The organism is Salinarimonas soli, assembly GCF_008386575.1.
In the GTDB taxonomy this organism is placed as follows: domain Bacteria; phylum Pseudomonadota; class Alphaproteobacteria; order Rhizobiales; family Beijerinckiaceae; genus Salinarimonas_A; species Salinarimonas_A soli.
This window is the reverse complement of the sequence record NZ_VUOA01000005.1, coordinates 108,702-130,595: the sequence shown is the minus strand read 5'-3', so window position 1 is coordinate 130,595 and position 21,894 is coordinate 108,702. Positions and strand designations below refer to the sequence as shown.

The window sequence follows — 21,894 nt, the reverse complement described above, 5'->3', positions numbered from 1 at the left end:
CGTAAATCTGCCGGGGCTGTCTCAGGCGGCCCCAGGGCTCGCCCCGCCGTCACATAGGCCGTTGCGGATCGGAACCCGTCGCCTGCCCGCGCAGGCGAAGATGACCTGGTATCTGCCGACCACGGACATCGACGCGCCCCTGGCGGCCTCCCTCCACGTTGGGAGGGCCGCCGGGCGAGAGTTTGCCCCCTCCCGGCGGCCTGCTACGCTCGCCCGGTCGCCGGGAGAACGCATGAGCAAGGCCCGCAATCTGTCTCTTCTGTGCCTCGCCGTGGTTGCCGCCCTCTCCGTCTGGTTCGCTTCGACGGCGGCCGTCGCCGACCTCATCGCCACCGGCCTTATGACGAGCGCGCAAGCGGGCCTGCTCACCTCGGCGGTTCAGGCAGGGTTCGTCGCCGGCACCCTCGCGAGCACGGCGCTGGGCCTCGCCGACAGGTTCCGCCCGGCATACCTGTTTGCCGCAGGATGCGTCATGGCGGGCACGGCAACCCTCCTCCTCCCCTTAGTGGCACCGACCGGCTGGACCACGCTGGCGCTCCGGTCCGTCGCGGGAGCCGCCATGGCGGCGGTTTATCCCGTCGGCATGAAGATGGCATCGACCTGGGCCCGGGGGGATCTCGGCCTGCTCGTCGGCATCCTCGTAGGCAGCCTCACCCTCGGCTCCGCGTCGCCGCATCTCGTGAACGGGCTGATCGGCACCCTGCCCTGGACGACCGTCTACCTCGTCGCGGGGGCGTTGTGCCTTGCCGCAGGGCCTCTCATCCTCGCTTTCCGGGAAGGCGGCGCTCCCTTCGCGCGGTCGGTCTTCCGCCTGTCCGACATCGGCGAGGCGTGGCGCTCGCCGCGGCTGCGCCTGACCAATCTCGGCTATTTCGGCCATATGTGGGAGCTCTACGCCATGTGGGCGTGGATCGGAGCCTTTCTCCAACACGGCCCCTTGGGCCTGCAAGGGGCCGGCGCGAGCATTCTCGTGTTCGCGGTCATCGCGGCGGGCTTGCCCGGGGCGGTGCTCGCGGGGCTGGCGGCTGACCGGTTCGGGCGATGCCAGGTCGCCGCGGTCGCCATGGTCACCAGCGGCCTGTGCGCGCTCGCCATCGGCCCGGCGGCCGAGATCGGCGCGACGCTGGCCTTGGGCATCGCGGTCCTCTGGGGCTTCTCGGCGGTCGCCGACTCGGCGCAGTTCTCCGCCCTCGCCATCGAGGCTGCGCCGCGCCATCTGACGGGAACGATGCTCACGATCCAGACCTGCGTCGGCTTCCTGATCACCATCGTGGCGATTCAGGCGCTGCCCTGGATCCTGCCGTTCACCGGGTGGGGGCGTGCCTTCGCCCTGCTCGCGATCGGCCCCTTCCTGGGCACTCTCGCCATGCTGAGGCTGAGGCGCATGCAGGAGAGGACGCCGCTGGCCGCGTGACCCGAGGGATCGTCACGGCACGAGCCCGGCCGCGATGTTGATCGTGAGCGCCACGATGGCCGTGTTGAAGACGAACGAGAGGACGCCGTGCGCCATGGCCGCCATCCGGACCCGCCGCGACGTGATCTCGACATCCGCCGTCGCGCAGGCGCAACCGATCACGAACGAGAAATAGACGAAGTCGGGGTAGAGCGGCTCCGGGGTTTTCGGGAAGACCAAGCCGCGGGCAGCGTCCGTGTGCTCCGGTGCGTAGAAGTCGTGCGCATAGTGCAGCGCGAACATCACGTGCATGAAGGTCCAGGAGAGGCCCACCGTGGCGGCGGCGAGGAGAAGGTGCAGGGCGCCCGCCCCGCCCCCACCCTTCGCGTGGGCAAGTTCCAGAACAATCGCGGCAAGGCTCGCCAGCGCCGCGAGAACGCTGAGCGCGAGTACCATGTACCGACCCTGGTCGTAGAGGGGCACCCTGGCCCGGATATCTTCCGCGTCCGCCCGGGTGATCATATGGGCGGCGAGGGTGAGATAAACGACGAGGGCGGCGCACCAAGCGACGAGAGCCCGTGTGGCGGGTCGCCACTCGTCCGGGAGCAGCAGGAAGAGGACCAGACCGAGGCCTAGAGCGGCGAGGAGCCGCGGGCGGGCCCGGAAGACGGCAATTGGTGTCAGCATGGCATCTCGCGACCGGGAGAGAACCCTTCGCCCGGCAGGGCCGGCCTGGGCAAGTGTATGGGGTTCATGGCAGGCACGGCGAGACCGCCTTTTGCGAGGCGGGCAACCGCGCTCGATACGGGGTGAAATCCGCTCGCTGAACGTCCGGGCCCTCGTGGGGGGAGCTGAAGAACAGCAGCTCTCCGACCGCCCTCAAGACGGCGCCTCAGTCGCGCGTCGGAGCCGTCCTCGGGTTGACACGGGACGAGATTACGGCCGAACGGCTGTCGGCGCGCCTGGAAGCCACTACGGTGACCTAGATTACGTCGCCGGCACGCATCGCGATATCCGCGGGTCGCGCACCGTCGAAAGCGCTCGAGATGTCCGGCCCTAGATCCGCCAGCCCGGCGACCGAACCGACCGGGCTCACGGCGGGGCAATCGAGGGCCCGGGCGGCCTCACGACTGATGAGCGGCAGGGCCGGGGCCAGCTCTCGCCGCGCTTTGCCGACACGGGGGCGGTGACGTTCGCCGGGATCTTTGCGCTAGGGTGGTCGCCCGGTGGAACAAGGGGCAGATTCAATCGCCGGTTTGGGTCATGGCGAGAGATGTGATCTGAAACTTGCAGCGATATCAGACAACTTCAGACTAAAACCTATCATGTGCATGCGGGACTGGCGCTCCATATCATCGCTTATGGACCGTGCACGCCGGTCATCAACCAACGAATTCTTTCATCTTCAAACATGGGTTCCGCATATTTCGGCTTACGATACGTGCCTGGAACAGATTCGATGATCTCAGCTGGACCATGCGGCAACTCTCAGGCCGCTGCCGCACGACGAAGCCGCAGTGCCGAAAGCGGTCCGCGCGTCGCCCGCGCCTACGCTCACATGATGTGGTGCTTTCAGGAAGAGAAGGATGCCATGAGCACACCATTCAATTTGTCTCGCCGCGGCTTCTGCCTGTGCTGCGTGTCGGCATCCGTCGTGGCGGCTGGCACATGGCTCACGCCGCGACAAGCCTTCGCGGAGGCGCTCGGCATCGTCGACCGGATCAAGGCGGCGGCAGCGACGACGCCGATCACGCTTCACCGTTTGCGAGGCGACGTCACGATCCTGGAGGGATCCGGCGGGAACGTCGCGGTTCTCAACGGCCGGGACGGCAAGGTCCTTGTCGATGCCGGCATCGCCGCCTCGCGCCCACAGATGGAAACCGCCCTGGCGGCGATCGGGCCCGCCCCCGTGACCCACCTGATCAACACGCATTGGCACTTCGATCATGCGAACGGGAACGAGTGGCTGCGTGAACTCGGCCCGACGATCCTCGCGCACGAGAACACGCGAAAGCACCTGATCGCGGTGCAGCGCGTCGAGGATTGGGACTACGACTTCCAGCCCCTCTCCACGGCAGCGCTTCCGACCGATCTCATGACGGATGAGCGCACCCTGGCCGCGAACGGCACGTCCCTGGCGCTACGACATTACGGCCCGGCGCATACCGACAGCGACATCTCGGTCCATTTCAAGGAACCCGACATCCTGCATACCGGGGACACGTTCTGGAACGGAGCCTATCCCTTCATCGACTACTCGACGGGCGGTAGCATCGATGGCTCGATCCGGGCCGCCGATGCCAACCTGGCGCTCACGACCGACCGGACGATCATCATACCGGGCCACGGTCAGCCGATCAGCAATCGGCTGGAGCTGCAGGGCTTCCGCGACATGCTGGTCCAGGCACGCGCAAACGTGAGCGCTTTGAAGAAGAACAACTATTCGCTCGAGGCCATCGTGGCAGCGAAGCCGACGGCCGCCTTCGACCCCGCCTGGGGCAACTTCGTCATCAGCCCAGCCCTCTTTACCAAGCTAGTCTACGAGGGCGTCTAGAAGCAGCGGGCGCCCTCCCGCCGCCCCTGGCTGCGAAAGCGCGCCGCGAAAACGGCAGCGGAGGATGCCTCGCCTGCGGACGCGGATCGCCGGCCCCGTGGTTGGGCTTGCGCGCGCCATGGCCGTCCGATCACCCAGAACCCTGCTGGAGACCCACGATGACAATACCGATGGCTCACGACCGACGCAGGCTGCTCGGTGCCGCCGCCCTTGGCCTCGTCGCAAGCCTCGCCGGCGGATCCAGTTCGGCGGGCGCTCAGGGCTCGCAACCGAGCCCATCCGGCCCGGTGCGACGGTCCGCATTCGGGCCGCTCAAGCAGATCAGGGCGGGCGTCCTCGATGTCGGCTACGTGGATACGGGACCGTCGGACGGCCCGCCCGCGATCCTGCTGCACGGCTGGCCCTACGACATACACACCTATGCCGAGGTCGCTCCCCTCCTGGCATCCGCCGGGTACCGGGTGATCGTGCCCTATCTGCGCGGCTATGGCACGACGCGCTTCCTGTCGGACGATGCGGTCCGCAACGGCCAGCAGTCGGTCTTCGCCACGGACATGATCGCCCTGATGGACGCGCTGGAGATCGGGCAAGCCGTCGTCGCGGGCTGCGACTGGGGGGCTAGGACGGCGTGCGTGATGGCGGCGATCTGGCCGGAGCGCTGTAAAGCTCTCGTGTCGGTGAGCGGCTACCTGATCGGCAGTCAACAGGCCAACAGCATGCCCCTCCCGCCGCGGGCCGAGCTCGCCTGGTGGTACCAGTTCTACTTCGCGACGGAGCGCGGCCGGCTCGGCTACGAGGCGAACCGGAAGGATTTCGCGAGGCTCATCTGGCAGACGGCTTCCCCGACCTGGCGGTTCGACGAGGCCACGTTCGAGCGCACGACCGATGCGCTCATGAATCCCGATCACGTCGCTATCGTCGTCGGCAATTACCGCTGGCGCCTCGGCCTGGCGAACGGGGAACCTCGGAACGATGCTCTGGAACGGCGCCTCGCGGCGGCTCCGGTGATCACGGTCCCGTCGATCACGCTCGAGGGTGACGCGAACGGGGCGCCCCATCCGGAGCCCTCTTCCTACGCCGACAAGTTCGCCGGCCCGTACACCCATCGGACTATTGAAGGTGGGATCGGCCATAATCTGCCGCAGGAGGCACCGAAGGCCTTCGCCCAGTCGGTGCTCGACGCCGCAAGGTTCTGAAGGTCTCGAACCGAGGGCGAACCTGCGGTGCTCGACCCACGCCGGAGCGCCGGCAAGCGAGCCGCTCCGCGTTGCTCGCGAAAAAGCGGCAGAGTTGCTACGCGGCCCCATGCGCAAGAAGGAAGCGCCGGCTGAGCCCACGAAAGGCTCCGTTCCGACTGAAGCGGGTTCTCCACCCGGCAATCCCCATGAGAGGCTTCACTGACCTAACACATCCGGATCCCGGCCCGCACTACAAGCCGAGCTGCTTGCACATGTAGACCCGTCGCAGTCCCTTCTCGACCGCCCGATGCGTCTCGCGGTAGCCAAGCTGCATGTAGAGCGCGACGTTCTCCGTCATCGCCTCGTTGGTGTAGAGCGTGACGGCTTGGTAACCCGCCTCGGCCGCAGCTTGCTCCGCGAAGGCCAGCATGAGCCGGCCGAGACCCGAACCTTGTGCCTCGGGCGCAACGGCAACGTTGTCGAGCAGCATCGCGCTGTCCTGCGGGATCAGCACAAGAACGCCCTTGACGACGCCGTCGGTCTCCGCGACATGCACCCGGCTCCCGTCGATCAGTGCGGCGTAATCGTCGAGCATGGGCCCGGGCTCACGCCCAATCCGCGAAATGTAGCCGCTATACGCGGCTCGGACGATCTCCTGGATGGCGCCAAGATCAGAGAGGGTGCCAAGGCGGATACGCGCGATCATGCCCGCATGCTGTCACAGGCATCGCACCTCGGGAAGCGGTAGACCATGCACGCGGGCCCGGTTCAACTTGGATCGGCAGCAGGCCTCAGCGACTGGAGAGAACCTGATCGCGAACGGCGCGACGATAGTCGGACGGCGTGGTGTTCCGATGCTTGACGAAGAGACGGGCGAGCACCTGGTTGGACGAGTACCCGACCTCGAGCGCGATCTCGGTCACGGGCAGGTCCGTGGTCTCGAGAAGCTGGCACGCTCGCTCGAGCCGCAGGCGCGTCAGGTAGGCCCGCGGCGGCACGCCGACGCTCTCCTTGAACATGCGCGCGAAATGGAACGGCGAGAGCCGCGCCTCGGCGGCGAGCTCGTCGAGGCTGATGTCCTCTGCCAGCCGCTCCTGCATCAGCTCCAGGCAGCGGCGCTTCGCCCAGGGCGCAAGGCCGCCCCTGGCCGGCGCGAGCGAGGCGCCGCTCAGCCGGCACAATTCGGCGAGGATCTCGCAACCGGCCGCGCGTGCCAGCAGCCGGGACGGTGCGCCCTCCTCGTCGCTCAACGCCCATAGGTTCCTCAGCGTCGCCTGGATGGCCTGCGAACGAAACGGCCCCCTGTAGACCTGCAGGCTTTCCAGCGAGTAGCCTCCATCGGCCGCCTCGTCGAGCACGCCCTCCCATTGCGCGGTCGGAAACGCCAGTTTGCGAATCTGAATGTTCTTGCAGACATTTATCGTGTGGGCGAAGTTCGGCGCACCGAGATAGAGATCTCCCTTCTCGCTCGTCACGTCGAAATGCCCACCTCCCGAGTCGCCGCGGGTACGACTGCCACCCATCATAATCTGAATGAGAACGAGTTCGGGCACCGCCGGGTTACACATGGGTCCACCGGGCCGCACCAAGTCGAAGAAGTCGAGGACCCCGCCCGGTGATTTTCTTGCGCGCACGTAAGACGCCTGTCCGCTCTCGCCGTGGACTTCTGTAAGAGACGAGTAGTCAGGCACGATCTGTCTCCTCTGAATGGGCTAAGGACGCTTCTCGACCGGAATGTGCAGGCGACTTGCGCCCCGCAGATACGCTTAGGAACGCTCGAACGCTCCAGCGGGACGCGCCTTAACGCCTCCCGCCCCGAGGGAGTCGGGCGACGTCACGCCACCGAGCTGATCCCACGAACGCTGCCATCGAGCATAGGGTCATCCAATTGCGAATGAAATGCAAGTGCACCGGCGACCGGCAGCCGGTGTCGCTACGCCGCAGCTGAGATCCGGTGAACGGGCCCCTGCCGCGGGGCTGAGCGTCGGATGCGGACACGTCTCCTCGCGGCCGACGCTTTCCGGGCCGCCGTGTTCAATCCCTGCCTCGCGATCAGCTCGGCCTGCGCGACGCCATCCATGTCGGCCACCCGACCCGCGGGGACGAGGTCCCACGCTCTGCGGGTCGAGCGGCGCGGCCGGGTTGGAGCTGGAGCAGCGATCGCTATGGAGCCACCTACGGCCGTTCGGATGAGCGGGAGCGTCGCCGCGACGTGTACTGAGCGGCAGGCGTGATCCGCATGGCGTCTGGCCTAAGGTTGCGGCGCCTTACAGGTTGATCTCGCGTCTCGGTGAATCAGGGTCGGTCATCCGCAAGCGGCTCGCCGTCCTGCTCCTCCTCGAGCAGGGCGGCATCGCCGTTGGCGGACAACCGCACGCGACGTCCCTCGACAGCGGAAACGAAGGCGCCCGCGATGTAGTTGTGATGGTCGCGATGCGAGCCGCTGTCCTTCCTCGTCAACTTGATACGGCCGCCCGCGACGCGGTCCACCGTGCCCACATGCACCCCGTCGGCGCCGACGACCTCCATATGCTCCCTGATCGCGCGAAGATCCGTCATGACTTGAGCGCCTCTCATTCAGTCACGAGGCACCATGGCCGAGAGCGTGGAACGCCCTCACGTGCTCTCTTGAGCAAATGGCTTTTCCATCTCACCCGAACGGCAGGGCCGAAGGGGCAGCGTCGGCTCGCTGCGGCCTGAAGCGCGCGGTGGACCTGCGCACCCGCCGATCGGATAGGCATCCCTGCTGGTTCGCGGGATGGAGTCGGGGCGACCTCAGGCCGGCTGTCCGCCACCGCCCGTGGCGCCGAAAACCTGGCCCGTGGAGAAGCTGAGCGCCGGGTCCGCGGCGGCAACGTAGAGGCCGGCGATCTCGGCCGGCTGGCCAGGGCGGCCGAGCGGGCTTTGCGACCCGAATTTCTGCAGCTTCTCCGGCGCCGCGCCCCCACTCACCTGGAGCGGCGTCCAGAACGGCCCCGGCGCGACCGCGTTCACCCGGATGCCCTTGGAGGCGAGCTGCTTTGCCATCGACTTCGTGAAGTTCAGGACGGCCGCGCGGGTCATCGCGTAGTCGACGAGATCCTCGGAGGGATCCGAGGCCTGCTCGGAGGAGGTGTTGACGATCACCGCCCCCGGTCCCATCCGAGCCACAGCTGCCTTGGTGAGCCAGAAGGGCGCGTACACGTTGGTCCGCATCGTGGCGTCGAAATCCTCGCTCGATATGTCGGCGATGGCGGGCTTCGTCTGCTGGCGCGCCGCGTTGTTGACGAGGATGTCGAGGCCGCCGAGCTCGCGGGCGGCCTCCTCGATCAAACGTGTGCAGAACGCCTCGTCTCGCAGGTCGCCCGGGATCGCGACGGCCTTGCGGCCCGCGGCCCGGATGAGCTCGACCACCTCGCGGGCGTCGGGCTCCTCGGCGGGCAGATAGTTGATCGCCACGTCGGCGCCCTCGCGGGCATAGGCGATGGCCGCCGCCCGCCCGATGCCGCTGTCGCCGCCGGTGATCAGGGCGCGCTTGCCCTGGAGGCGGCCCGAGCCGCGATAGCTTGTCTCGCCATGGTCGGGGCGCGGGTTCATCTGCGAGGCAAGGCCCGGCCAGGGCTGCTGCTGGACCGCAAAGGGCGGCTTTGGATAGTCGGCCGCCTTCCGCGTAGTCGGAGCCCCAGGCTGCTTCGCCTCCTGCGCCAGAGCCGGCGCTGCGGCGGCCGCGGCGGCCGTCGCGAGGGCCGCGCCGGCTACGAAGTCCCGGCGTGAGGTATTGTCGATTGTCACGAGGGCGATCTCCTGGCGCAGGTGTCCGGTCGCCGGTCAACCGGTCTTGTAGATGCCGGTTCCCGCCCTGCGGGCCTGCGTCGCAACTCCGGACGTACGGGCGCATCAGCCAACGAGGCTCGTCGCGTTCGTCGTAAGCCCCCACTCACCGCTGCGCTTCGTGACGAGAGCTAAGTCGAACCCTACCGAAGGATCGATGCTTGGGAGCCGTCTACGTGATGGCCTGGTGCGCATCCTTCTGATCGGGGAGGATGCATCGAGTTCCCAGAGCATCGAGCCGATGCTCAAGTCAAAGCGGTTCGACGTCCATGCCACGGACCTGAGCGACGAGGTTGTCGATCCCGGCAAGCACTACGATGACGACCTCCTCCTGCTCGACCCGACATGTCGGGCTACGAGGTTCTCCGCTCCTCGCGGGTCGCCAAGGTGACGACGCTAATCCTGATCCTGTCCGATCTGGCGGGCATCGAGGACAAGGTGAAGGGTCTATAGGCTTCGGCGCGGACGACGACCTCGCCGAGCCCTGCCAGAAGGACGAGCTGGTGGCGCGCATCCACGCCGTCGTGCGCCGCTCCAAGGGCACGCCAAGGCGGTGCTCATCTGCAGTCACCTGAAGGTGCCCATGGACGCCAAGCTCGCCGAGCTGCGCACGACGCCTCTCAATCTCGATGGCGCGGCTTCATAGCGGTGAACGTCGTCACGGTGACAGGCGTACCGGAGCCGGAACCGCGAGATCGCCATCGCCGCTTTTCGCAACACGTCGATCCAAGTCGTTGCAGGCCTATGCCCGCCGGACCTCACGAGTGAACGCGGAGGCTGGGGGAAAATGGGAACGGGACCCGAAGGTCCCGTTTCTGTTGCTAGGCTTTCCCGAGCCCCGTTTGGTCACGCCGCGAGGCGGACCGCACGCATGTCAACGTTGTCGTTGGCAGTTGTGATTGCGGACATTCGGACATAGTCCAGGCCGTACCTCAGCCTAATCGCAGCCGGACCTTTACCACGCCAGGTCGAACCCATGTCACCCCCCCCATCACGGCAGAACCCGCCTGCCGTCATGGTGGAGGTGGGGGGAATTGAACCCCCGTCCCTAACGTCTATTCTGAACTGCCTCTACGATCATAGCCGGGTTACCCCGACCCCCCCAAAGTGGGGTTTGCGCGGCGAGAGTCAAGCACGTCGCGCTCGCGATCTGCGCTTGCGCCATCGTCGTCGCAGCATGATCAGCGCGGTTGTTCACGGCCCGCGTTGACCGCTTCGCGCCCGTATCCCCTGTTGCCGTCAGGGCGGTTCCCACCGTTCCATGTCCACCGGAACGTCCGCGGCTGGGCAATCTGATCAACCTCGAACAACCGAGCTTGGCCGGAAGCGGTCCTACGGCTCGCGGTGCGCGCACCTCAAGAGCAGACGTTCTTACCCATCGACTCAACGTCGCGAGTGGGCGCAAGGTGGATAGAGGCCGTGACGTGGCGCCGACCTGACGCGGAAGGCGCCGGAAGACCATGGAAAGCTCCGTCGCCTCCATCGGTGAAAGGGGTTCCTCGGTTCGGCCTATCCCGCTCGACCACGAGAGGCGTTCCATGAGCGATCCCTGTACGGCCCTCTGCATCCTTGGCGGGTCCGCGGAAGGACCCATCTTGGCCCTGTCAGAGGGCCTGAGCTTCTGGGGCGGGGTCGATCCGGCGACGGGAAGGATCATCGACGTGCACCACCCGCAGCATGGCGCCGACCTGAGCGGCGCGGTGGTTCTCATGCCGACGAGCCGCGGATCGTGCTCCGGCTCCGGGGTCGTCCTGGCGCTCGCGCTGGCGGGCCGGGCCCCCGCGGCGCTCGTGTTCTCGGACGCCGAGGACGTCGCGACGCTCGGCGCCGTCGTCGCCGCTGAGATGTTCGGCCGTTCCCTGCCCGTGCTGCGCCTGCCGCCCGCGCAATACGCCGTGGTCTCGGCCAAGGCCTTCGCACGGATCACGGAGCAGGAGATCGTCGCGGACGACGTGACGATCCCACTGTACCCGCCGCGCGGGATGACGCTCGATCTCTCACCCCAGGACCGGGCGATGCTGGCCGGCGAGGCGGGCGAGGCCGCGCGCCAGGCCATGCGGATCCTCGTCGCCATGGCCCACCAGGGGGCTGCGGAAGCCCTGACCGACGTCACTCGTGCTCACATCGACGGCTGCATCTATGCCGGTCCCGCCAACCTCGTCTTCGCCGAGGCCATGGAGGCGCTGGGCGCGCGGGTCGTGGTGCCCACGACGACGAACGCGATTTCGGTCGACCGGGAGAACTGGCAGCGTCAAGGCGTGCCGGCCGGGTTCGGCGAGCCCGCCGCGCGGCTTGCCGACGCCTATGTCCGAATGGGCTGCCGGCCGACCTTCACCTGCGCGCCCTACCTCCTCGACGATGCCCCGGAGGCTGGGGACGCCATCGGCTGGTCGGAGTCGAATGCCGTCATCTTCGCCAACAGCGTGCTCGGCGCCCGCACCGCGAAGCATCCCGACTTCCTCGACCTCTGCATCGCTGTCACCGGGCGCGCTCCGCTGACGGGTCCCTACCTTGACGCGGAACGGCGGGCGCGGCGGGTCATCGACGTCGATCTGCCCGAGGGCGCCGACGCCGCCTTCTGGCCGCTCCTCGGCTACCTCGCCGGCCAAGCTTCCCCAGACCGGATCCCGCTCCTGCGGGGGCTCGCGAAGGCGGGCCCGAGCCGCGACGACCTGAAGGCGCTCTGCGCCGCCTTCGGGACGACCTCCGCCGCGCCGATGCTGCACGTGGATGGGATTACCCCGGAGGCGGCCGGCGCCGCAGCCCCCGACGCATCCCGCACGAGCCTCACGCGTGCCGATCTCGCGATGGGGTGGCGGCACCTCAACGGCGGGCCGGAGGAGGTGGACCTCGTCGCGCTCGGCAGTCCCCATGCCTCCCTCGAGGAATGCCGTGCCTTCGCGGCGGCGCTCGCAGGGCGGCGGCGCCATGCGAGCATGGCGGCGATCGTCACGGCGGGGCGGGAGGTCATCGCGGCGGCAGAGGCGGACGGTACGCTGGCCCGCCTGCGGGTCAGCGGCGTCGAGATGATCCCGGACCTGTGCTGGTGCTCGATCTCACGCCCCGTATTTCCGGCGGGTGCCAAGACGGTGGTGACGACCTCGGGCAAATACGCCCATTACGGGCCGGGTCTTTCCGGCTGCGCGGTCAGGCTGGCGACCCTGGATGACTGCGCCGAAGCGCTGGTCACGGGCCGAGTGCCAGCTCGACTGCCTGAGTGGCTCTCGTGAGGAGCTCCGCCCGGCGGGGGGGCCCGGCGAGGTGAGCTCCACGACCAGGGCTTGCCTCCGATCACGGCTTCGTCGCCGGCCGGTCGCAAGGTCCTGACTTGGTGCAATCCGGGGCCAGGGCTGCGCCTACGAGTCAAGGGCGGCGAAGGGGACGCCGTTGGGCATCCAGTGCCGGGGCGCGTCCGTTCACGATGTAATGCGGGCCTCCGAACACCTCGCCAGTGGGTGCTCACGCTAGGCCGTATCGGCGTGCAAAAGCGTGAGATAGGGCGCAACCAGCGCCCATTCCGCGTCGAAAATGTCAAATAGTAAGAGCTTGCGAGAGAGCGTCATCCAAGGGCCATGACAGCCTATTGGGAACGAAAGGGCATACCTCACATTGGAGGCTACCTTGACCGTGGCTTCCAGGCATTTGGTGCAGCCGATAAGGACATCAGCTACCTCGTCACGCGGTGACTCGACGGACCTGCCGGCTGACCCGTTGAAAACAGTGGTGAGCGCGGTGGGACTCGAACCCACGACCCACTGATTAAAAGTCAGTTGCTCTACCGGCTGAGCTACGCGCTCGAAGGTCGGGTTGAGATAGGGGTTCGTCCGGGCGGGGTCAACCTGAAAGCGGGACGGGCGGGCTTCTTCGGCGGGGGCGATTGCCCCGCTCGGCGGGCGCGCCATAATGTGCCCTCCCCCATCGCATCGGTCGGTCATGTCCCTGGATCCCCGCCTACCCTTCCTCGCCGAGCTCGAGCGCAAGATCCTGTGGCTGTCCACATGGACGATCCACAACGCCAACCACCTGCGCGAGAGCAGCGACGGGCTGAAGGTGGGAGGGCATCAGGCCTCGTCGGCCTCCCTCGCCACGATCCTCACGGCTCTCTACATGGCGGTGCTGCGGCCGGAGGACCGGGTGGCGGTGAAGCCGCATGCGAGCCCGATCTTCCACGCGATTCAATACCTGCTCGGCAACCAGACCCGGGAAAACCTGGAGACCTTCCGCGGCTACAAGGGCGCGCAGTCCTACCCGTCGCGCACCAAGGACGCCGACGACGTCGATTTCTCGACCGGCTCCGTGGGCTTAGGGGTCGCGCAGACGCTCTTCGCCTCGCTCGTGCAGGACTACGTGAAGGCCCATGGCTGGGCCCCGGACCGCCCCGAAGGCCGGATGATCGCCCTCGTGGGCGATGCCGAGATGGACGAGGGCAACATCTTCGAGGCGTTGCTGGAGGGCTGGAAGCAGGGCGTGCGCAACACCTGGTGGATCATCGACTACAACCGCCAGAGCCTCGACGCCGTCATCCGCGAAGGGCTCTATGCCCGCTTCGAGGCGATCTTCCGGGCCTTCGGCTGGGACGTGGTCACGCTGAAATACGGCTCGCTCCAGGAGGCCGCCTTTGCGGAGCCCGGGGGCGAGCGGCTGCGGGCCTGGATCGACACCTGCCCCAACCAGCTCTATTCCGCACTCACCTTCCAGGGCGGCGCAGCCTGGCGCAAGCGGCTCCTCGACGATCTTGGCGACCAGGGCCCCGTGACGCGGATCATCGAGAGCCGGTCGGACGAGGAGCTCGGCCGGCTGATGGGCAATCTCGGCGGCCACGACCTGCCCAACCTCATCAAGGCCTTCGAGGGCATCGACCACGACCGGCCCGTCATGTTCCTCGCCTACACGATCAAGGGGCACGGCCTGCCGCTGGCGGGCCACAAGGACAACCATGCGGGCCTGCTCACGCCTGCGCAGCTCGCCGCCTACCAGGCTTCGGCCGGCGTGCGTCCGGGCCACGAGTGGGACCGCTTCGAGGGCCTGAACCTGCCCTCGGCCGAGATGGAGCGCTTCTTGAGCGAGGTGCCGTTCAACGCGCGCGGGCGGCGGCGCTTCACCGCCCCGGCGGTGCCCGTGCCGGCGGAGCTCGCAGTGCCGAAGCAGGCCGCGATGTCGACGCAGCAGGGCTTCGGCCTCATCCTCAACGAGCTCGCCCGCTCCTCCGAGCCCCTCGCCGAGCGCATCGTCACGACTGCGCCCGACGTGACGGTCTCGACCAATCTCGGCGCGTGGGTGAACCGGCGCGGCCTTTTCGCGCGGCAGGAGCTCAAGGACCTGTTCAAGGCCGAGCGCATCCCCTCGACTTTCACCTGGGACTTCTCGCCGAAGGGCCAGCACATCGAGCTCGGCATCGCGGAGATGAACCTCTTCATCCTCCTCTCGGGCCTGGGGCTCTCGCATTCGTTGTTCGGCGAGCGTCTGATCCCCATCGGGACGCTCTACGACCCCTTCATCGCCCGCGGCCTCGATGCCCTGAACTATGCCTGCTACCAGGACTCCCGCTTCATCCTCGTCGCGACCCCGTCGGGCGTGACGCTCGCGCCCGAGGGAGGCGCCCACCAGTCGATCGGCACGCCGCTGATCGGCTTGGCGCAGGACGGGCTCGCCGCCTTCGAGCCCGCCTTCGTGGACGAGCTTGCCGTCATCCTCCGCTTCGCCTTCGACTATGTGCAGCGCTACGGCGAGGGCGAGCCGAACGAGCGCTCGTGGCTGCGCGACGAGACCGGCGGCGCGGTCTATCTGCGCCTCTCCACCCGCACCCTCGACCAGCCGACGCGTGCGATGACGCCGGAGCTCTCCCGCGACATCGTCGACGGCGCCTATTGGATGCGAAAGCCGGGGCCGAACGCGCAGGTCGTCGTCGCCTATACCGGCGCGCTCGCGCCCGAGGCGATCGAGGCGGTCGGGCTGATGGCGGAGGACCGGCGCGACGTCGGCCTTCTCGCCGTGACCTCGGCCGACCGGCTCAATGCCGGCTGGACCGCGGCGCAGCGGGCGCGGGAGCGCGGCATCGTGCACGCCCGCAGCCACATCGAGCGGCTCCTCGACGATCTGCCCCCGAACTGCGCTCTCGTGACGGTTCTCGACGGTCACCCGGCGACGCTCGCCTGGCTCGGCTCGGTGCGCGGCCACCGCACGCGCTCGCTGGGCGTCGAGCATTTCGGGCAGACCGGGACCCTGCAGGACCTCTACCGGCATTTCGGGATCGACGCGCAGGGCATCGCTGCGGCCGCCGAGACGATCGCCCCGGGGCGCCCGATCCGCCACCTGCGGGCAGTGCCGTGACCCTCGGCCGGCGCTCGGGGCCTCAGGCCCCGGGCACGCCATCCCCGGCCTGGCCGGGGCCGCTCGGGGGCCAGAAGGCCGGAGTCCGGTTGGCATAGCTCCGCCAGGCGGGTCCGAACCACGCCTCCATGTGGCGCTCTTCGTACTGCGCCTGCACGATCAGAGACGTAATCCCGAGACCGAGGCAGGCGAGCGAAAACAGCGACGGCCAGGCCAGGACGAATCCGATCTGCCCTGTCCCGACCGCGACGAAGAGCGGATGCCGTACCCGCGCATAGGGCCCGCCCGTCACGAGCGCGGCGGGCCGTCCGGCCCCGACGCCTGAGCGCCAGGCCTCGCCCAGGAAGCTGTGGATGTAGACGACCCCGCCCAGGGACGCGGCGAGGAATGCCAGCCCCAAACCAGCGACAGGCGCCGTCGTGATAGGGAGGAGCGGCCCGAACCAGCCGTCGATCCCAGGTGCCGCGACCCGTGCCAAGCATATGGCCCAGATGCCTGCGCGGAGTACGATGAACAGGGTGTGGCCGAACCACTGCGCCGTGCCGGCGCGGCCCCGCTCGGCGTGGCGGCGGCCCGTGCGGGCGCGCAGGGCCATGAGCTTCGCGGTGTAGAACACCGCGATGAAGGTGAAGTAGCAGGCGAGAGCCGCCCGCGTGAAGGTCAGCACGTCCAAGGCAGCCCTCCCCCGAAGCCTGCCGGGCATCGCCGCCCCCGGGCGGCGATGCAGGTCGGCGGGAGGATAGGCTCAAATCACAGGGAACGCGAGCGGATGGCGATGTCCCGATGCTCGTATGGCCGGGCGCATGGCCCGGCCGTACGGCGATTGCTCCCCGTCAGTGCAGGATCTGGCTCAGGAAGAGCTTCGTGCGCTCGTGCTGCGGGTTGCGGAAGAACTCGTCGGGCGTGTTCATCTCGACGATCTGCCCGTAATCCATGAAGATCACCCGGTCGGCGACCTGGCGCGCGAAGCCCATCTCGTGAGTCACGCAGAGCATGGTCATGCCCTCCTCGGCGAGCCCCACCATGGTGTCGAGCACCTCCTTCACCATCTCCGGGTCGAGAGCGGAGGTCGGCTCGTCGAACAGCATGATCTTCGGGTTCATGCAGAGCGAGCGGGCGATGGCGACACGCTGCTGCTGGCCGCCCGAGAGCTGACCCGGGTACTTGTTGGCCTGCTCGGGGATCTTCACGCGCTTGAGGTACTTCATCGCGACCTCTTCCGCGTCCTTCTTGGGCATCTTCTTGACCCAGATCGGCGCGAGCGTGCAGTTCTCGAGGATCGTGAGGTGCGGGAACAGGTTGAAGTGCTGGAACACCATGCCGACGTCCCGGCGGATCTCGTCGATCCGCTTGAGGTCGTTGGTGAGCTCGATCCCGTCGACGACGATGCGCCCCTGCTGGTGCTCCTCAAGCCGGTTGATGCAGCGGATCATCGTGGACTTGCCGGACCCCGAGGGGCCGCAGATCACGATGCGCTCGCCGCGCTGAACCTTGAGGTTGATGTCGCGCAGGACGTGGAACTCGCCGTACCACTTGTGGACGCCGAGCATCTCGACGGCCGTCTCGGTCTTCAGGGTCACGCCGGGCGACGGCGCGGTTCGTTGCGTGGTCATCGTGCTCGTCATGGGATCACCGTTTCTGTCCAGCCGCGAGACGCCGCTCGACCCCGAGCGAGTAGCGCGACATGCCCCAACAGCAGAGGAAGTAGAATACAGCCGCAAACGCGTAGCCCGTGAGGCTCGTCGTCGGCGTCGCCCAGTTCGGGTCGACGCGGGACGCCTCGATGGTGCGGATGAGGTCGAAGATGCCGACGATCGCCACCAGCGTGGTGTCCTTGAACAGCCCGATGAAGGTGTTGACGATGCCGGGGATCACGATGCGCAGGGCCTGCGGCAGGATGATGAAGTACATCATCCGCGGGTAGCTGAGGCCCAGCGCCATCGCGCCCTCGTACTGGCCCTTCGGCATGGCCTGCAGGCCGCCGCGCACCACCTCGGCCATGTAGGCGGAGGCGAAGAGGGCCACGCCGACGAGCGGCCGCATCAGGCGGTCGATGGTCACCCCTTCGCTGAGGAATAGCGGCAGCATGGTGTTGGCCATGAACAGCACAGTAATGAGGGGCACACCGCGCACGAACTCGATGAACACCACCGAGAAGAGCCGCACGATCGGAAGCTTCGAGCGCCGCCCGAGGGCGAGCAGCACGCCGAAGGGGAGCGAGAACACGATCCCGACCGCCGACACCACGATGGTGACGAGGACGCCGCCCCACAGCGAGGTCTGCACCGGGGGCAGGCTCAGGGGCTTGAAGCCCGCGAGCAGGAGCACGGACAGGATGGGCAGGACCACGAAGAAGTAGATCGCGCCGAGGCCGCGGCGGGGCGCGTTGAGCCACAGCATCCAGGCCACGCCGATCGCGAGCAGGACGAAGAACACGTCCACGCGCCAGCGCTCGGGGATCGGGTAGGAGCCGTAGATGAAGTAGTTGATCTTGTCGGCCACGAAGGCCCAGCAGGCCCCGACCGGGCGGCCCACGGTCTCGGCACGGCAGGCGTCACGGTCGACCCCGACCCAGACTGCGTCGAGGATGAAGAAGCGCAGGACGGGGGGGACGATCACGTAGAGCAGGTAGATCGTCGCGAGGGTCAGCAGCGCGTTCGGGATGCTCGAGAACAGGTTCTCGCGCATCCAGGCGAGCGGGCCGCGCACCAGGCGGGGCGGCGGGGCCGCCTCCACCTGCTCGTTGCGGACGAAGTGAAGGGTCTCGGTAGCGGCGTTCATGCGCGAGCCCTCCTAGCGTTCCACGATCGCCACGCGGCGATTGTAGATGTTCATGATGGCCGAGGTGATGAGGCTGATCGTGAGATAGACCGCCATGGTGATGGCGACGACCTCGACCGCCTGTCCCGTCTGGTTGAGCACGGTACCCATGAAGACCTGGACGAGATCGGGGTAGCCGATGGCGACGGCGAGCGACGAGTTCTTCGTCAGGTTGAGATATTGACTGGTGAGCGGCGGGATGATCACCCGCATCGCCTGCGGCACGATGACGAGCCGCAGCGTGTGCGACGGCTTGAGCCCGAGCGCGTAGGAGGCCTCCGTCTGGCCTCGCGAGACCGCAAGGATCCCGGCGCGCACCACCTCGGCGATGAAGCCCGCCGTGTAGGTGACGAGTCCGAGGAGCAAGGCCACGAATTCGGGGAACACCTGCATGCCGCCGCGCAGGTTGAAGCGCTGCTGCTCGGGGATGTCGAAGGTGATGGGGTTCGTGCCCCCGATCGCCGCGAGGACGAGCCAGATCACGATCGGCAGGCCAAGGATCGCGCCGAGGCCCACGAGTCCGACGGGATATTGCCGCCCGGTCGCCTCCTGCACCCGGCGCGCCCATGCGCGGAACAGGAGCGTCAGGACGATCCCGGCCAGGAAGGCGAAGGGGATCAACCAAGCCGTGTCGTTGAGGATCGGCTTGGGCAGGGAGAGGCCGCGGTTGTTGAGGTAGAAGCCCGCCCCGAAGTTGATCGACTGGCGCGGCGAGGGCAGCGGTGCGAGCACCGCGTTGTACCAGAAGAAGAGCTGGAGCAGGAGCGGCAGGTTCCGGACGATCTCGACATAGACCATCGAGACCTTCGCGACGATCCAGTTCGTGGACAGGCGCGCGATGCCCACGATGAAGCCCAGGATCGTGGCGAAGAAGATGCCGATGACGGCGACGAGCAGCGTGTTCAGGAGGCCGACGACGAAGGCCTCGCGATAGGTCGAGCCTGAGCTCGAATAGGGGATGAGCTGCTGGTTGATGTCGAAGCCGGCCGGGTTGGTAAGGAAACCGAAGCCGGACGCGATGCCGGCCGCGCGCAGGTTCGACACGGCGTTCGTGATGGCTTCGTAGAACAGGAAGCCGATGACCAGGACCAGAATGGCCTGGAAGAAGATGCCCCGTACCTTGGGGTCGTAGAACAACGACGCCTTGGCCGGCGCTTGGTTTGCCGCGCTCGCCACCCGAGATGCTCCCCATCTTGCGGGGCTTCCGGCCCGCCCCGCCCCATACGCCGGATACAGTTCGGGCGTCCGAACCGGAATTCGGACGCCCGTGATCGACGCTTAGCGGACCGGCAGGCCGTACTGGAGGCCGCCCTTCGTCCAAAGCGCGTTCTGGCCGCGCTGGATCTTCAGGCGCGAGCCCTGGCCGACGTTCCGCTCGAACGACTCGCCGTAATTGCCGACGTGCTTGATTATCCGGTAGGCCCAGTCGTTCGTCAGGCCGATGGCCTCGCCGTACTTGCCCTCGGTGCCGAGCAGGCGCTTGATCTCCGGGTTGTCGGACTTCAGCATCTGATCGACGTTCGCCTTGGTGATGCCGAGCTCCTCGGCGTTCAGCATCGCGAAATGCGTCCAGCGGACGATGTCGCCCCACTGGTTGTCGGCGTGGCGGACGACCGGGCCCAGCGGCTCCTTGGAGATGATCTCGGGCAGGACGATGTGGTCGTCCGGGTTCGTCGCCTTGAGGCGCTCGGCGTAAAGGCCCGAGGCGTCCGTCGTGAAGGCGTCGCAGCGGCCCGCGTCATAGGCCTTGAACGTCTCGTCGGCGGTCGCGAAGGCGACGACCTCGTATTTCAGGTTGTTCGCCCGGAAGAAGTCGGCGAGGTTGAGCTCGGTCGTCGTACCCTGCTGGGTGCAGACCGAGGCGCCGCTCAGCTCCTTGGCGCTCGCGACGCCGAGCGTCTTGCGAACCATGAAGCCCTGGCCGTCGAAGTAGTTGATCGCCGGGAAATCGAGGCCGAGCGAGGTGTCGCGCGACATGGTCGCGGTCGAGTTGCGGACCAGGACGTCGATCTCGCCCGACTGAAGCGCCGTGAAGCGGTCCTTGGCCGAGAGCGGGATGAAGCGCACCTTGTTGGGATCGTTGAAGATCGCGGCCGAGATGGCGCGGCAGAACTCCACGTCGAGGCCGGTCCAGTTGCCCTGAGCGTCCGGTACGCCGAAGCCCGCGAGGCTCGGGTTGGCGCCGCATTGCAGCGTCCCGCGCTGCTTCACGGCGTTCAGGGTCGCCTGCGCCGACGCCGCGGTCGCGGCGACGCTCGCCGCAAGACCGATGGCGATGGTCACGAGTGCCTTCTTCATGTTCGACTGTCTCCCGCTCTGTTTGTTCGACGTGAGCCCGCTGGGCCGTCCGGCGTTTGTGATCGCAGCCAAAGGCGCTGCCCCCTCGCCGGCTTGGCCGTGGGCGCCTGCTCTTTGGCAGGGGCTCAGGTTGCCGTCAATGCCGGCACCACCCGCCCCGTCCTCCGATGCGCCCCCGGACCTGTCGTGGCAAGCATCGAACGACACATCCTTTTCCCGGTCAAGCATGTTCCGCGCCACATGCCCGAAACCCTTGACGTAGGCGTGGACGGCAGGATCACATCGGCTTCCGCATCAGCACCAAGGGCATCATGGACACGAACGACCCCCGAAAGAGCCGCCTCGGCGAGAAGACCCGCTTGGTCCACGCCGGGCGGGATCCGTGGGAGCAGCACGGCTTCGTCAACACCCCGATCTATCGCGGCTCGACCGTCCTGTACCGTACCTACGACGACATCAAGCACCGGCGCGGGCGCTACAGCTACGGCACGAAGGGCACGCCGACCACAGAGGCCCTTGAGACCGCCTGGACGGAGCTCTCGGGCGCGGCCGGCACGGTGCTGGCGCCCTCCGGGCTCGCGGCCGTGACGCTCGCGCTCATGTCCTGCCTCAAGGCCGGCGACCACCTGCTCGTCACGGACTCGGCCTACAACCCGACGAGGGTCTTCTGCGACGGGTTCCTCAAGCGCTTCGGCGTCGAGACCACCTACTACGATCCGCTGATCGCCGGCGATATCGCGGGCCTCATGCGGCCCAGCACGACGGCGGTTCTCACGGAGGCGCCGGGCTCGCAGTCGTTCGAGATGCAGGACATCCCGGCGATCGCGGAGGCCGCCCGTGCCCACGGCGCGCTCACGATCATGGACAATACGTGGGCAACGCCGCTTCTTTTCCCGCCGCACGAGCGGGGCGTCGATCTCGCGATCGAGGCGGGCACGAAATATCTCAGCGGCGGCTCGGACCTGCTGCTCGGCCTCGTCTCGGCGAACGAGCTCGCCTGGCCCGCTCTCCGGCGCACCTTCGACCAGTTCGCGATGTGCGCGGGGCCGGAGGACGTGTTCCTGGGCCTTCGCGGGCTGCGCACCATGGCCCTGCGGCTCAAGGAGCACGAGGCTCAGGCGCTCGCGATGGCGCGCTGGCTCGAGGCGCGGCCCGAGGTGGCACGGGTCCTTCACCCCGCCCTCCCCTCCCATCCGGGGCACGCCCTGTGGAAGCGCGACTTCAAGGGGGCATCGGGCCTGTTCTCCATTGCCCTCCAACCGGTACCGGAACGGGCGCTCGCGGCGTTCCTCGACGGCCTCCAGCTGTTCGGGATGGGCTATTCCTGGGGTGGCTTCGAGAGCCTCGTCATCCCCTTCGACTGCACGACCTACCGGACCGCCACGCGCTGGGAGCCCGGCGGACCGACGCTCCGCTTCCATATCGGGTTCGAGGACCTGAGCGACCTGCAGGCCGATCTGGACGCGGGCTTCGCCCGCATGCGCGAGGCCGCTTAAGGTTCGGCGCCGACG

The 21,894-nt window shown here is 67.7% G+C and carries 16 protein-coding genes, 1 tRNA gene, 1 other RNA gene and 1 pseudogene; 7 read left to right on the top strand and 12 right to left on the bottom strand.

What is annotated here, in order from left to right; genetic code table 11:
- Nucleotides 1–232: 232 nt before the first annotated feature.
- On the top strand, nucleotides 233–1,414 hold the full coding sequence (locus tag F0L46_RS01930; protein WP_149815339.1) for an MFS transporter: 1,182 nt from the start codon (nucleotides 233–235) through the stop codon (nucleotides 1,412–1,414).
- Between the two features lie 12 nt (nucleotides 1,415–1,426).
- Here the strand turns inward: F0L46_RS01930 and F0L46_RS01925 are convergent, their stop codons facing one another.
- Nucleotides 1,427–2,080, bottom strand: a complete 654-nt coding sequence (locus tag F0L46_RS01925) for a DUF1345 domain-containing protein (RefSeq protein ID WP_149815338.1) — start codon at nucleotides 2,078–2,080, stop codon at nucleotides 1,427–1,429.
- 904 nt (nucleotides 2,081–2,984) lie between these two features.
- Between F0L46_RS01925 and F0L46_RS01920 the strand changes: the two genes are divergently transcribed.
- Nucleotides 2,985–3,947, top strand: a complete 963-nt coding sequence (locus F0L46_RS01920) for an MBL fold metallo-hydrolase (protein WP_149815433.1) — start codon at nucleotides 2,985–2,987, stop codon at nucleotides 3,945–3,947.
- Nucleotides 3,948–4,105: 158 nt separating this feature from the next.
- Nucleotides 4,106–5,143, top strand: coding sequence for an alpha/beta fold hydrolase (locus tag F0L46_RS01915; RefSeq protein ID WP_149815337.1), 1,038 nt, complete (start codon nucleotides 4,106–4,108; stop codon nucleotides 5,141–5,143).
- Between the two features lie 232 nt (nucleotides 5,144–5,375).
- Here F0L46_RS01915 and F0L46_RS01910 read toward each other — a convergent pair whose 3' ends face one another.
- From F0L46_RS01910 to F0L46_RS01895, 4 genes are all read right to left on the bottom strand, one after another.
- Entirely contained in the window at nucleotides 5,376–5,831 is a 456-nt protein-coding gene (locus F0L46_RS01910) for a GNAT family N-acetyltransferase (protein ID WP_149815336.1), read from the bottom strand.
- Nucleotides 5,832–5,916: 85 nt separating this feature from the next.
- Entirely contained in the window at nucleotides 5,917–6,816 is a 900-nt protein-coding gene (locus F0L46_RS01905; protein ID WP_240539809.1) for a helix-turn-helix domain-containing protein, read from the bottom strand.
- Nucleotides 6,817–7,420: 604 nt separating this feature from the next.
- Nucleotides 7,421–7,684 (bottom strand): DUF2171 domain-containing protein, encoded by a 264-nt coding sequence (locus F0L46_RS01900; RefSeq protein ID WP_149815335.1) that lies wholly within the window; start codon nucleotides 7,682–7,684, stop codon nucleotides 7,421–7,423.
- Between the two features lie 216 nt (nucleotides 7,685–7,900).
- Nucleotides 7,901–8,896 carry an SDR family oxidoreductase gene (locus F0L46_RS01895; protein WP_188311815.1) on the bottom strand — a complete coding sequence of 332 codons (996 nt, stop codon included), beginning with the start codon at nucleotides 8,894–8,896 and terminating at the stop codon, nucleotides 7,901–7,903.
- Between the two features lie 226 nt (nucleotides 8,897–9,122).
- On the opposite strand from F0L46_RS01895, the pseudogene F0L46_RS26740 reads away from it, so the two are divergent.
- Nucleotides 9,123–9,569 (top strand): annotated as a pseudogene (locus F0L46_RS26740) (response regulator); the annotation flags it as partial.
- Nucleotides 9,570–9,739: 170 nt separating this feature from the next.
- Here F0L46_RS26740 and ssrA read toward each other — a convergent pair.
- Nucleotides 9,740–10,071: a transfer-messenger RNA gene (ssrA, locus tag F0L46_RS01885) on the bottom strand.
- 402 nt (nucleotides 10,072–10,473) lie between these two features.
- On the opposite strand from ssrA, the gene lhpI reads away from it, so the two are divergent.
- Nucleotides 10,474–12,165 (top strand): cis-3-hydroxy-L-proline dehydratase, encoded by a 1,692-nt coding sequence (gene lhpI, locus F0L46_RS01880; RefSeq protein WP_149815333.1) that lies wholly within the window; start codon nucleotides 10,474–10,476, stop codon nucleotides 12,163–12,165.
- 491 nt (nucleotides 12,166–12,656) lie between these two features.
- Here lhpI and F0L46_RS01875 read toward each other — a convergent pair.
- A tRNA-Lys gene (locus F0L46_RS01875) sits at nucleotides 12,657–12,732 on the bottom strand.
- A gap of 136 nt (nucleotides 12,733–12,868) precedes the next feature.
- Here F0L46_RS01875 and F0L46_RS01870 point away from each other — a divergent pair.
- Nucleotides 12,869–15,265 carry a thiamine pyrophosphate-binding protein gene (locus tag F0L46_RS01870; protein ID WP_149815332.1) on the top strand — a complete coding sequence of 799 codons (2,397 nt, stop codon included), beginning with the start codon at nucleotides 12,869–12,871 and terminating at the stop codon, nucleotides 15,263–15,265.
- Nucleotides 15,266–15,287: 22 nt separating this feature from the next.
- Here F0L46_RS01870 and F0L46_RS01865 read toward each other — a convergent pair whose 3' ends face one another.
- The 5 genes from F0L46_RS01865 to F0L46_RS01845 form a co-directional block, all read right to left on the bottom strand.
- Nucleotides 15,288–15,932: a methyltransferase family protein gene (locus F0L46_RS01865; RefSeq protein WP_240539823.1), complete on the bottom strand. Its 645-nt coding sequence runs from the start codon at nucleotides 15,930–15,932 to the stop codon at nucleotides 15,288–15,290.
- Nucleotides 15,933–16,098: 166 nt separating this feature from the next.
- Complete coding sequence (locus F0L46_RS01860; RefSeq protein WP_438646653.1) at nucleotides 16,099–16,890, bottom strand: amino acid ABC transporter ATP-binding protein; 792 nt, start codon at nucleotides 16,888–16,890, stop codon at nucleotides 16,099–16,101.
- Nucleotides 16,891–16,894: 4 nt separating this feature from the next.
- Nucleotides 16,895–18,046, bottom strand: coding sequence for an amino acid ABC transporter permease (locus tag F0L46_RS01855; RefSeq protein WP_149815329.1), 1,152 nt, complete (start codon nucleotides 18,044–18,046; stop codon nucleotides 16,895–16,897).
- Nucleotides 18,047–18,058: 12 nt separating this feature from the next.
- A complete protein-coding gene (locus F0L46_RS01850) occupies nucleotides 18,059–19,261 on the bottom strand; it encodes an amino acid ABC transporter permease (RefSeq protein WP_149815328.1) in 1,203 nt (400 codons plus the stop codon).
- Between the two features lie 102 nt (nucleotides 19,262–19,363).
- Nucleotides 19,364–20,383 carry an amino acid ABC transporter substrate-binding protein gene (locus tag F0L46_RS01845; RefSeq protein WP_149815327.1) on the bottom strand — a complete coding sequence of 340 codons (1,020 nt, stop codon included), beginning with the start codon at nucleotides 20,381–20,383 and terminating at the stop codon, nucleotides 19,364–19,366.
- A 311-nt stretch (nucleotides 20,384–20,694) separates the two neighbouring features.
- On the opposite strand from F0L46_RS01845, the gene metC reads away from it, so the two are divergent.
- A complete protein-coding gene (gene metC, locus F0L46_RS01840; RefSeq protein WP_149815326.1) occupies nucleotides 20,695–21,879 on the top strand; it encodes a cystathionine beta-lyase in 1,185 nt (394 codons plus the stop codon).
- The last annotated feature ends 15 nt before the right edge of the window (nucleotides 21,880–21,894 follow it).